This window comes from Streptomyces griseoflavus (assembly GCF_014649995.1).
In the GTDB taxonomy this organism is placed as follows: domain Bacteria; phylum Actinomycetota; class Actinomycetes; order Streptomycetales; family Streptomycetaceae; genus Streptomyces; species Streptomyces griseoflavus.
In genome coordinates, this window is the sequence record NZ_BMUC01000001.1 from 668,487 (window position 1) to 680,315 (window position 11,829).

Below are 11,829 nucleotides of genomic sequence, written 5' to 3' on the forward strand. Positions count from 1 at the left end.
TGCCGGGTGAATGGCGAGCGTTTCCCGGCACCAGGACGGACGGTACGTCACACTCCTTGCCTCGTCGCACGGTAGCCTCGCCATCAACGCGGCCCGCCCGGACCGCGGCCGTTCCGCCCGATCCAAGACGACCCGCTCAGCCCGGAGGTTCCGGTGACGACTCGTGGAGTTCTGTACGTGCACTCCGCGCCCCGCGCGCTGTGCCCGCACGTCGAGTGGGCCGTCGCCGGGGTGCTCGGCACGCGCGTCAGCCTGGACTGGATCCGCCAGCCCGCGTCCCCCGGCACCTGGCGCTCGGAGTTCTCCTGGCAGGGCCAGCCCGCCATCGCCTCCAAACTCGCCTCCGCGCTGCGCGGCTGGCAGATGCTGCGCTTCGAGGTCACCGCCGAGCCCTTCGCCACCACCGAGGGCGAGCGCTACAGCTGCACCCCCGACCTCGGCATCTTCCACGCCGTCACCGGCGTCCACGGCGACATCCTCGTCCCCGAGGACCGTCTGCGCGCCGCCCTGGTCCGTTCCCGGGCCGAGGAGACCGACCTGGAGGCGGAGATCGCCAAGCTCCTCGGCAAGCCCTGGGACGACGAACTGGAACCCTTCCGCCACGCAGGCGAAGGCGCCCCGGTCCGCTGGCTCCACCAGGTCGTCTGACAGCGCCCCGAAGGAGGGCGGGGAACTGCGCCCCCAAGGGGCGCGGGGAACTGCGCGAGCAACCACGACCCACCCGCACCCGACCGACCCCCATCCCCCCCCAGGCGGGGGTCTCAGGGGCGCAGCCCCTGAGGACGGGACGGGAAGGGGCGGCGGGGGCGACACCCTCCCACAGCCCGCCCCACCGAGCCCCCCGGCAGCGCAGCGCCTCGCAGCCACTCCCGCACGGCAAAAAGCCCTCACCCCCGAAGAGGTGAAGGCCCTTCACACAGCCGACGCGCGGGTCACACGGACCGGAACGCCAGCACCACGTTGTGCCCACCGAACCCGAACGAGTCGTTCAGCGCGGCGATCCTGCCCTCCACGGGCAGCTTCCTCGCCTCACCCCGCACCACGTCCGCGTTCGCCTCGGCCTCGGGGTCCAGGTTCTCGACGTTGATCGTCGGCGGAGCCACCCGGTGGTACAGCGCCAGCACGGTGGCCACCGACTCCACTCCGCCCGCCCCGCCGAGCAGGTGCCCCGTCATCGACTTGGTCGCGGACACCGCCATGTGGTCCGCGTCGTCCCCGAACACCTTCCGCAGCGCCTTCAGCTCGGCGATGTCCCCCGCCGGCGTCGACGTCGCGTGCGCGTTGACGTGCACGATCTCCGCCGGATCCAGGTCCGTGCGGTCCAGCAGGTTCTGCAGGGCGTGCGAGATGCCCCGCCCCTCCGGCTCCGGCTGCACGATGTCGTGCGCGTCGGCCGAAATGCCCTGACCGACCGCCTCCGCGTACACGCGGGCACCGCGCGCGGCGGCGTGCTCGGCGGACTCCAGCACGACGACTCCCGCGCCCTCGCCCATGACGAAGCCGTCACGGCCGGTGTCGTAGGGGCGCGACGCGCCCTCGGGGTCGTCGTTGTTCTTCGACATCGCCATCATGTTGCCGAACGCGGCGATCGGCAGCGGGTGGATCGCCGCCTCCGTCCCGCCCGCGACGACCACGTCGGCGCGCCCGGTGCGGATCATCTCGATGGCGTAGCCGATGGCCTCGGCACCCGACGCGCACGCGGAGACCGGGGTGTGCACGCCCGCGCGGGCGCCCACCGCGAGACCCACGTTCGCGGACGGGCCGTTCGGCATCAGCATGGGGACGGTGTGCGGGGAGACCCGGCGTACGCCCTTCTCCCTCAGCACGTCGTACTGGTCCAGCAGCGTCGTCACACCGCCGATGCCGGAGGCGATGACCGCGCCGAGACGGTCCGGGTCGACGCTCGGGTCCTCGCCGGCCTTCGCCTCGAAACCGGCGTCGGCCCAGGCCTCCTTGGCCGCGATCAGCGCGAACTGCGCCGAGCGGTCCAGGCGGCGGGCCTGCGGCCGGGGGATGACCTCGGTCGGTTCCACGGCCACCGGGGCCGCGATGCGGACCGCCTGGTCGGCGGCCCACTCCTGCTCCAGGTGCTTGACGCCGGAACGTCCGGCGATCAGGCCCTCCCAGGTAGAGGCCGCGTCGCCACCCAGCGGTGTGGTTGCGCCGATACCGGTGACGACCACGGTGCGATTGGTCGGGCTCATCGGAATTCTCTCTCCAACGGATCTACGAGGATTCGTACGGCGCCACCGCCGGGTGGCGGGGCCGGGGCACCCGGCCCCCGGGCCTCCCGTACGGACGGAAGGCCCGGCAGGGCTCAGGCCTGGTGCTTGAGGATGTAGTCGGTCGCGTCGCCGACCGTCTTGAGGTTCTTGACGTCGTCGTCCGGGATCTTGACGTCGAAGCGCTCTTCGGCGGCGACGACGACCTCGACCATGGACAGCGAGTCGACGTCCAGGTCGTCGGTGAAGGACTTGTCCAGCTGGACGTCCTCAACCGGGATGCCGGCGATCTCGTTCACGATCTCCGCGAGACCGGCGACGATCTCTTCCTGAGTGGCGGCCATGATGGCGCTCCTTCGTTGTGATTCCAGGGATGTGACGGTGGTGCCTCGCGTACCGGACCGATGATCCGGCACGGAGTGCCTAGGGGAGGGTAACGACCGTAGCGGCGTAGACGAGACCCGCCCCGAAGCCGATGACGAGCGCGGTGTCGCCGCTCTTCGCCTCGCCGGTCGCCAGGAGCCGCTCCATCGCGAGCGGGATCGAGGCGGCCGAGGTGTTGCCGGTGGTGCGGATGTCACGGGCGACCATGACGTGCTCCGGCAGTTTCAGCGTCTTCACCATCGAGTCGATGATCCGCACGTTGGCCTGGTGCGGGATGAAGACGTCCAGGTCGTCCGGGCTGATCCCGGCCGCGTCCAGCGCCTGCTGGGCGACCTTCGCCATCTCGAACACGGCCCAGCGGAACACCGCTTGGCCCTCCTGCGTGATCGCGGGGAACTTGACCTCGCCCTTGCTGTCGCGGGGCAGCTCGGAGAGGTCGCCGCCGCGGAAACGGTCCCAGGGGACCGTCTGCTTGATCGTCTCGGACTTGTCGCCCTCGGAGCCCCACACGGTCGGGCCGATCGCCGGCTCCTCGGACGGGCCGACCACGACCGCGCCCGCGCCGTCGCCGAAGAGGAAGGCCGTCGCCCGGTCCTCCAGGTCGGTCAGGTCGGAGAGCCGCTCCACACCGATGACGAGGACGTACTCCGCGGACCCTTCCACGACCATGCCCTTGGCCAGCGTCAGCCCGTAGCCGAAGCCCGCGCAGCCGGCCGAGATGTCGAAGGCGGCGGCCTTGTCCGTGCCGAGCTTGTCGGCGATCTCGGTGGCGACGGCCGGGGTCTGGCTGAAGTGCGACACGGTCGACACGACGACGGCGCCGATCTGCGAGGCGTCGATCCCGGCGTCCGCGATCGCCTTGCCGGAGGCCTCGACGGACATCGCGGCGACGGTCTCCTCGGGGGAGGCCCAGTGCCGGGTCTCGATCCCGGAGCGGGAACGGATCCACTCGTCGGACGAGTCGATCGTCTCCAGGATCACCTCGTTCGGCACGACCCTGGTGGGACGGTAACCGCCCACGCCGAGGATGCGCGCGTACGGGGCGCCCTTGCTGGGCTTGATCTTCGCCATGCGGGTCGGCTCCTTAGGGCGGTCAGGCGGTGTGCTCGGCGACGAGCTCGCGGGCCGCGTCGAGGTCGGCGGGGGTCTTCAGGGCCAGCGTCCTCACCCCGGGCAGGGCGCGCTTGGCGAGGCCGGTCAGGGTGCCGCCGGGGCAGACCTCCAGCAGGGCGGTGACGCCGAGCTCCTTGAAGGTCTCCATGCACAGGTCCCAGCGGACCGGGTTGGCGACCTGGCCGACCAGACGCTCCAGCACCTCGGCACCGGAGGCGACCGTCCCGCCGTCCCTGTTCGACACGTAGGTGAGCTTCGGGGCGCCGGGCGTCAGGGCCTCGGCCGCCTTCGCCAGGGTGTCCACCGCGGGGCCCATGTGGTGGGTGTGGAACGCGCCGGCGACCTGGAGCATGACGACCCGGCGCACGCCCTCGGGCTTGTCGGCCTCCAGCGCGGCGAGCTGCTCCTTGGTGCCGGCCGCGACGATCTGGCCAGCGCCGTTGATGTTCGCCGGGGTCAGGCCCAGCTTCTCCAGGTGCGCGACGGTCACCTCGGGGTCGCCGCCGAGCAGCGCGGCCATGCCCGTCTCGGTGATCGCGGCGGCGTCGGCCATGGCCAGACCCCGCTTGCGCACCAGGGAGAGCGCGGCCCCTTCGTCGAGCACGCCCGCGAGGGCCGCGGCCGTGATCTCGCCGACGCTGTGGCCGGCGACGGCACCGGGTGTCACGTTCCCGAGCGCGGAGGCGGACAGCAGCCCGGCCGCGACCAGCAGCGGCTGGGCGACGGCCGTGTCACGGATCTCGTCCGCGTCCGCCTTGGTGCCGTAGTGGACGAGGTCGAGTCCGATGGCGTCCGACCACGCGGAGACGCGGTCGGCGGCACCGGGGAGTTCGAGCCATTCAGTCAGGAAGCCGGGCGTCTGGGCGCCCTGGCCGGGAGCGACGAGTACGAGCACTCTCACACTCTCTCTTGGGGACGGCCACGGCCGCCCGTGAGGACAAGGACGAAGAACAGCAGGGGGTTTTGTGGAGCCCCCACAAAAGGCTAGGGCTGAAGATCGCCATCGACCAGGCGCCCCAGGATGAGCGCGATCCGCAGCGTGAACGCAGAGCGTACATCGGAGGGTGACCATCCGGTGACGTCTGTCACACGTCGGAGCCGGTAACGCACGGTGTTGGGGTGCACGAACAGCATGCGCGCCGCGCCCTCCAGGCTGCTGGCCTGTTCGAGATACACGCTGAGCGTCTCCAGCAGCGCGGCCCCGGCCTCCTCCAGCGGTCTGTAGATCTCCTCCACCAACTGCTCGCGTGCGGAGGGGTCTCCGGCGATCGCCCGCTCCGGAAGCAGGTCGTCCGCCAGCACCGGGCGCGGGGCGTCCTGCCAGGCGGAACAGGCCTTGAGGCCCGCCGCCGCGGCCTGCGCGGACCGGGTCGCGGCCAGCAGGTCCGGCACCACGGGGCCCGCGACCACGGGGCCGGCCGCGTACGGTCCGATCAGCGACTTCGCGACGGCCAGCGGGTTGTCGCTGCCGCCGGCGATCACCACGAGCCGGTCCCCGAGCACCCCGGTCAGCACCTGCAGCTTGGCGTGCCGGGCGGCCCGCCGGATGGCCTCCACGGTCAGTTCGGAGTCCCCGTCGGGCGCGGTCCCGAGCAGCACGCACACGTGGTCGGGCGAGTTCCACCCCAGTGCGGCGGCCCGCGACACGGCCCCCTCGTCGGCCTCGCCGCTGAGCACCGCGTTCACCACCAGCGACTCCAGGCGCGCGTCCCAGGCACCCCGTGCCTCGGCGGCCTGCGCGTACACCTGGGCGGTGGCGAAGGCGATCTCCCGCGCGTACACCAGGAGCGCCTCGCGCAGCACGTTCTCGTCGCCGGGCGCCGCCACCTCGTCGATGGCGGACTCCATGACCTCGATGGTGGTGCGCACCATCTCCACGGTCTGGCGCAGCGTGATCGCCCGGGTCAGCTCACGCGGCGCGGTGCCGAACACGTCGGTGGAGATGGCCTGGGGGGCGTCGGGGCGCCGGAACCACTCGGTGAACGCGGCGATGCCCGCCTGCGCGACCAGACCGATCCAGGAACGGTTCTCCGGGGGCATGGCCCGGTACCAGGACAGCGTCTCGTCCATCCGCGCGATCGCCTGCGCGGCGAGACTCCCGGACGACTTCTCCAGCCGCTTCAGCGTCGCGGCATGCGGGTGGGCGGGGCGTGCGGCGGGCCGGTGGGTACTGGTTTCGGGTTCGGGCACGGGGACAAGACTGCCTTATCGGGACGGCCGCGCGTGTCGCAGGGCCTACGGTGGACTCCGTGATGGACGTACGGCGCTCCGGCGAGCGCTATCAGGGCGGCGATCCGGCGGCCGGGATCGAGACCCGCCACGCCTTCTCCTTCGGGTCGCACTACGACCCGGACAACCTCCGCTTCGGCGCGGTGATCGCCTGCAACGAGGAGCGTCTCGGCCCCGGCGCCGGTTTCGACGAGCACCCGCACAGCCACACCGAGATCGTGACGTGGGTGGTGGAGGGCGAGCTGACCCACCGCGACTCCACCGGCCGCCGCACGGTGGTCCGCCCCGGCGACGTCCAGCGCCTGAGCGCCGCGTCCGGCGTCCGCCACGTGGAGCGCAACGACGGCTCGGCCCCCCTGACCTTCCTGCAGATGTGGCTGGCCCCCCTCGAACCGGGCGGCGAGCCGTCCTACGAGGTCGTCCGGGGCATCGCCGACTCCACCCCCTACGCCCTCCCGGAGGCGGGCGCCATGCTCCACGTGCGCCGCCTGGCGGCCGGGGAGCGGACGGCCGTACCGGACGCGCCGTACGTGTACGTCCACGTGGTGCGCGGCGAGGTGACGCTGGGCGGCGAGGAACTGGAGCCGGGCGACGCGGCCCGCCTTACGGACACCGTGGGCGCCGAGGCGGTCGCCGCGGACGCTCCGGCGGAACTGCTGCTGTGGGAGATGCGGGGAGCGTGACCCGCGGGACCATGGTGCCCGCGCCGACCGTCGGCGGGGGCTCGGCGGGAGCGGGCGAGGGCCGGTGAGCGTGGACGCGGTCACCGGGACACCCTCACGCGCTCTCGACCTCCGGAGTGGATCAACCGTCGTCCCACGCTGACGGACCTCACGCGCTGAGCGCTCCGCCCCGGCACGGTCTCCTCGTGCCGGGGCGGAGCGCGACGTGGGCCGGGGGATCAGAAGGTCAGGCCCCAGCTGTTGATGTAGCCGGTGTCGCCGGCGTAGCCGTCGGTGACGCGGAGCTTCCAGGTGCCGTTGGCCACCTCCGAGGAGGCGTTCACGGTGTAGGTGGTGTTGATGTTGTCCGTGGAGCCGCCGGTGCCGGACGCCTTGAGGGTGTAGAGCGAGCCGTCGGGGGCGACCAGCTGGACCGTCAGGTCACCTATGTAGGTGTGGACGATGTTCACCGGGACCTGGAGGGCCGAGGGGGCGTTGCCGGAGACGCCGGTGACGGTGATCGGGGACTCGACGGTCGAGCGGTCGCTGATCGTGTAGTCCGAGGAGTTGGTGAAGGTCTTGCCGGGCGGCGGGGTGGTGCCGCCGTTGCCGCCCGTGTAGAGCAGGCGGTTGGGGGAGCCGGTGCCGGGGCTGGTGACGGCGCCGGAGACGGAGCTGCTGACCAGCGCGGAGGCGACCTGGGCGGGGGTGGCCGACCGGTTGTCCGCGAGGTACAGCGCGGCGGCGCCCGCGACGTGCGGGGTGGCCATCGAGGTGCCGGAGATGGTGTTGGTGGCGCTGTCGCCGGTGTGCCAGGCGGAGGTGATGGAGGAGCCCGGCGCGAAGATGTCCAGGTTCGAGCCGTAGTTCGAGTAGCTGGCGCGGGCGTCGGTGCTGGTGGTGGCGCCGACGGTGATCGCCTCGGACACGCGGGCCGGGGAGCCGGTCGCGGTGGTGGACTCGTTGCCCGCGGCGACGGCGAAGGTGACGCCGGCGGCGATGGCGCCCCGCACCGCGTTGTCCAGCGTGGTGCTGGCCCCGCCGCCGAGCGACATGTTGGCGACGGCCGGGAGGACCGCGTTGTCGGCGACCCAGTCGACGCCCGCGATGACGCCGGCGGTGGTGCCGGAGCCGTTGTTGTCGAGGACGCGGACGCCGACGATGGAGGCCTTCTTGGCGACGCCGTAGGCGCCGCCCGCCACCGTGCCGGCGACGTGCGTGCCGTGGCCGTTGCCGTCCTGGGCGACGTTGTCGCCGTCGACGGCGTCGTAGCCGTTGCGGGCGCGGCCGCCGAAGTCGCTGTGGGAGATGCGCACACCGGTGTCGATGATGTACGCGGTGACGCCCTGGCCGGCCGTGTCGTCGTACGTGTACGAGCCGCTCAGCGGCAGCGCGGTCTGGTCGATGCGGTCCAGGCCCCAGGACGGCGGGTTGGTCTGTGTCGCCTGGATGGTGAAGGTGCGGTTCTGCTCGACCAGCGCCACCGACGGGTCCGCGGCCAGCCGGGCGGCCTCGGCCTCGCTGGCCTCGACGGTGTAGCCGTTGAGGGCCTCGCGGAAGGTGTGCGAGACCTCGGCGCCGTGCTTCCTGGCGACACCCTTGCCCTTGGTGGAGGCGGCCTCGGTGCCCGGCTTCAGGGTGACGATGTAGCTGTCCTGGACCGCGTTCGGCGCGTCCGCGTAGGCGATCGCGCCGACCGCGGGCTCGGCGGCGTGCGCGGGCAGGGCGGTGAGAAGACCGCCGGTGAGAGCGGCCGCGGCGACGGAGCCGACACCGACGATCGATCTGCGCTTGGCGTTTCGCTTCACTGCCATCTGAGGGTTCCTCCTCGACAGGTGGGGAGTGTGGGGGATGTGCGCCCGCAGGAGGCGCACGCGGCGAACGCCCGAACCGGGTCACCGGCACCGACATAGTCAGGTACATGCCAAACACGGACGCTGTGGCCGTGATCGCTTTTCCCTGCCGCCAGCCGAAAGATTGAATGGTCTACGCGGATTGCACAAGAGGTCCGGGCGGGCCTTAACGTCCGCGCCACACAGGGGAAATGACACAAGGTCATCAACCGGTACACAAACGCTGGGTAAACGAGATCACTGTCACAGTCATCTCGTGGAACCGCGTCGGCGCACGTCACGTCCGCTTCGCGCCGGTCCGTCACCCGTGGCCCCATGTGTGGAACCGCGCTCACCCCGTCACGGGGAGTGTCCGGTGCCGGGGCCCCCGCCCCGGCACCGGACACCGGTCACTCCTCGTCGCGGAGCCTCGCCGCGAGGCCGGTCAGCGACTCGGTCTCCTCGGTGTGGCCGAGCGCGGTCAGACGGGTCACCGCCGCGTCGAGGCGGGTGAGCGCGGCGGCGGGGCGTTCCAGGTAGATGCCCTCCACCACACCCGCGAGGCGTACCGACTCCGCCCACTCCCCGGCCAGAGCGGGGTTCGCGTCCGGGGCCCCGAGGAGTCCGAGGGACTTCTCCAGCGCGGCCAGGGCCTCCTCGTACGCGCCGCCGTACGCGTTGACCCTGCCGTGCTCGTAGGCCAGGGCGGCGTCCAGCGGGCGGCCGTGCGCCTCGTACCCGGCGGCGCGGGCCTCGTCGGCGATCCGGCCGGCGTCGTCGAGGAAGGCGCGGGCGGCGGACAGGCCGTCGGGTCCCTGCTGATGGGCCTGCAGGCGGCCGAGCTCGCGCAGCGCGTTGCTCAGGTGCTCGTAGCGCGGATCACGGGCGTGGGCGGTGAGCGCCTGGTCCACGGCCGCGCGGGCCCGGTCGAACTCACCGGACTCGCCGAGGAGCACGGCCGTCTCGGCGGCGATCATCGCGTGGCTGCCCGGGTCGTCGTCCCAGCCCGCCGACTCGGCGGCCAGGGCGACGAGTTCCGTCGTGGCGGCCTTGACGTCCTCCCCGGCGCGCAGCGCGCGGGCGCGGGTCAGGCGGAGCTGGGCGACGAGCCGGTCGTCCACCTCCCCGGCGGTGATGTCCGGTTCCGCGAGCAGGGAGTCCAGCAGGGCGATGCAGTCCTCGACGCGGCCCAGGTCGAGGCTGAGCCGGGCGGCGTTGTCGTAGGTGCAGTACGCGTCGATCCGGTCGCCGTCGCGCAGTTGCGCCTCAGCCGCCCGCGTCAGGTGCCGCAGCGCCTCGTCGGGGCGGCCCAGGTGCAGGCACACCTCCGCCAGATCGGAGTGCAGGCGGTCCACGTCGAAGGGGTCGGCGGGCCACTCGGCGGCCACCCGCAGACCCTCGCTCAGATCCGCGTACGCCGCCTGGGCGTCCCCGAGGCCGAGCTGGAGCCGGCCGCGCAGGGCGAGGGTGCGGGGCAGGTGCCAGGCCGGGCCGTCCGCCCTCAGCCGGTCCAGCAGTTCACCGGTCCCGGCGAGCGCGGCGGGCAGGTCGCCGGCCAGGGCGTGGGTGGTGGCCCGCAGCAGCCGGGCCCCGGCCGCCTGCCCGGCGATGCCGTGCCGGCCGGCGAAGTCCTCCAGCAGGTCCACCTCGGCGAGGACGGCGGCGACGTGCTCCTCGCGGCGCGACGCCTGCAGGCGCAGCCCGAGCGCGGTCGCCCGCGCCCGCAGCAGGCGTGCCTCCTGGTACGGGGCGAGCCCGGACGTCTCCTCGTGCAACCGGACCAGCGCGGCGTGGGCGGCGGTCAGCGCGCCCACCCCGGCGTCGTCCTCCCGGGGCCCGGGGCCGCCCTCGGCCTGGGGCCCGGGGCCGGCCCCGGCCGCCTCCGCGGGCAGCTCGGCGGCGGCCAGCAGGGCGCCGGCGCGGGCGACGGCCGCGTGGCCCGGGAGGCCGGCGTCGTCGTACAGGCCGGCCGCCTCCTCGTACAGGGAGACGGCGTCGGCGTACTCGTCCTTCTCGCCCGCCCGGCCCGCCTCCTCGGCCAGCAGGTCGGCGTGCAGCCGTACGGCCGGGCCCACGGCCGGGTCGTCGGGGTGGACGTAGCCGCGGGCGGCCACGAGGGTGCGCAGCCGGGCCCAGCAGGCCGTCGCGTCCGGGTGGCCCTGCTCGTCCAGCGCGCGGGCGCGCAGGACGAGCTCGGGCAGCGACTCGGGCAGGGCGGCCGCCGCCGGCGCGGGCGCGGCGGCCGGCGCGGGCGGGGCCACGTCGTCCAGGGCGCGGGCGCGCAGGGTCAGCTCCAGGGCGTCCAGCAGCGGCGCGCGGTCGAGGCGGGCCCGGCGGCGGTCGGCGTGCGCGGTGGTCCCGTTGCGGGCGTCGAAGCGGGCGGCGAGGCCGTCGGCACGCTCCCGCACCTCGGCGCGCAGCGCGGCCACCGTCCAGGCGCGGCCCGTGAAGCCGGCGGCGGGCAGCTCACCGTGGCCGAGCCCGTCCACCCGCTGGAGCAGGACCTCCGTACCGGTGAGGAAGTCGAGCAGGTCGCGCGGTGACTCCACCTCGTCGAACAGGGTCCGGTTCTCGGCGAGCAGTTCCAGGCCGCGCGCCTCGTTGCCGGTGAGCGCGCAGAACTCCAGGTGCCGGCCGACCTCCCCGGCCATCGAGGCGTTGCGGCGGCACGCGCGGTATCCGGCGAGGTGCAGCGCCCGCGCCTCGTCGGTCCGCCCCGCCCGCAGCACCGGCAGCAGCGCGTACGAGATCGAGCGGGCCGGCTCCTCCTGGCAGGACTCCTTCCCGGCGAGCACCGGCTCCCAGGCGCGCAGCGCGCGCTCGTCGTCGCCCGCCGCCAGGTGGTACAGGGCGCGCTCGCAGATCTCGCAGGCCTCGCAGTCGCTGAGCCGGGTGCGCGTGCGTCCCGCCCACAACTCGTAGGCCAGGGCGGTGTCCTCGCCCACGTGGGCGGCGAGCTGGTAGGCCTGCCCGTAGTAGGGCTGGAGCTCCAGGCCGGCCTTCTCGTAGCGGTCGCGCATCTCCGTCAGCCACTGCCGCAGGGCGGCCAACGGTATCTCGGGCAGCGCGCGCAGGGCGTTCGCGACCCACTTGAACCGCCAGAACAGCATGTGCCGCAGCCGCGGGTCGAACGCGTCGGGCTGCTCGTCGAACAGGGTGAGCAGCCGGGCGAAGACGACCGGCGACTTCCGCGGCTCGGAGCCGTAGGTGTAGGCCTCCTGGAGTTCGAGGAGGGCGTGGATGAGCGGCACCGGCTCACCGAACTGCTCGGCCGCCTCGACGAGTTCCTCGGCGGTGACGGTGCGGGTGCGGCCGTAGGGGCGCTCGTCGTTCGCCCGGAGCGCCTGGAACAGCTCGTCGGTGGTCTGGGGTGCGGTCGTCGGCATC

9 protein-coding genes are annotated in these 11,829 nt (G+C 73.3%); 2 read left to right on the forward strand and 7 right to left on the reverse strand.

Annotated elements, in window-relative coordinates:
- Nucleotides 1-153 precede the first annotated feature (153 nt).
- Nucleotides 154-648, forward strand: coding sequence for a DUF3145 domain-containing protein (locus tag IE172_RS02880; RefSeq protein WP_190095432.1), 495 nt, complete (start codon nucleotides 154-156; stop codon nucleotides 646-648).
- Nucleotides 649-932: 284 nt separating this feature from the next.
- Here IE172_RS02880 and fabF read toward each other — a convergent pair whose 3' ends face one another.
- From fabF to fasR, 5 genes are all read right to left on the reverse strand, one after another.
- Nucleotides 933-2,204, reverse strand: coding sequence for a beta-ketoacyl-ACP synthase II (fabF, locus tag IE172_RS02885; protein ID WP_190095433.1), 1,272 nt, complete (start codon nucleotides 2,202-2,204; stop codon nucleotides 933-935).
- 113 nt (nucleotides 2,205-2,317) lie between these two features.
- On the reverse strand, nucleotides 2,318-2,566 hold the full coding sequence (locus IE172_RS02890; protein WP_004931691.1) for an acyl carrier protein: 249 nt from the start codon (nucleotides 2,564-2,566) through the stop codon (nucleotides 2,318-2,320).
- A gap of 79 nt (nucleotides 2,567-2,645) precedes the next feature.
- Nucleotides 2,646-3,677 carry a ketoacyl-ACP synthase III gene (locus IE172_RS02895; RefSeq protein ID WP_190095434.1) on the reverse strand — a complete coding sequence of 344 codons (1,032 nt, stop codon included), beginning with the start codon at nucleotides 3,675-3,677 and terminating at the stop codon, nucleotides 2,646-2,648.
- A 22-nt stretch (nucleotides 3,678-3,699) separates the two neighbouring features.
- Nucleotides 3,700-4,614: an ACP S-malonyltransferase gene (locus IE172_RS02900; protein WP_190095435.1), complete on the reverse strand. Its 915-nt coding sequence runs from the start codon at nucleotides 4,612-4,614 to the stop codon at nucleotides 3,700-3,702.
- Between the two features lie 89 nt (nucleotides 4,615-4,703).
- Nucleotides 4,704-5,909 carry a fatty acid biosynthesis transcriptional regulator FasR gene (fasR, locus tag IE172_RS02905; RefSeq protein WP_189555621.1) on the reverse strand — a complete coding sequence of 402 codons (1,206 nt, stop codon included), beginning with the start codon at nucleotides 5,907-5,909 and terminating at the stop codon, nucleotides 4,704-4,706.
- 59 nt (nucleotides 5,910-5,968) lie between these two features.
- Here fasR and IE172_RS02910 point away from each other — a divergent pair, with 59 nt between their 5' ends.
- Nucleotides 5,969-6,631, forward strand: coding sequence for a pirin family protein (locus tag IE172_RS02910; RefSeq protein WP_229885757.1), 663 nt, complete (start codon nucleotides 5,969-5,971; stop codon nucleotides 6,629-6,631).
- A gap of 218 nt (nucleotides 6,632-6,849) precedes the next feature.
- Here the strand turns inward: IE172_RS02910 and IE172_RS02915 are convergent, their stop codons facing one another.
- Both IE172_RS02915 and IE172_RS02920 read right to left on the reverse strand, forming a co-directional pair.
- Nucleotides 6,850-8,424: a S8 family peptidase gene (locus IE172_RS02915; RefSeq protein WP_190095436.1), complete on the reverse strand. Its 1,575-nt coding sequence runs from the start codon at nucleotides 8,422-8,424 to the stop codon at nucleotides 6,850-6,852.
- A gap of 428 nt (nucleotides 8,425-8,852) precedes the next feature.
- Nucleotides 8,853-11,828: a hypothetical protein gene (locus IE172_RS02920; RefSeq protein ID WP_190095437.1), complete on the reverse strand. Its 2,976-nt coding sequence runs from the start codon at nucleotides 11,826-11,828 to the stop codon at nucleotides 8,853-8,855.
- Nucleotide 11,829: the final 1 nt, after the last annotated feature.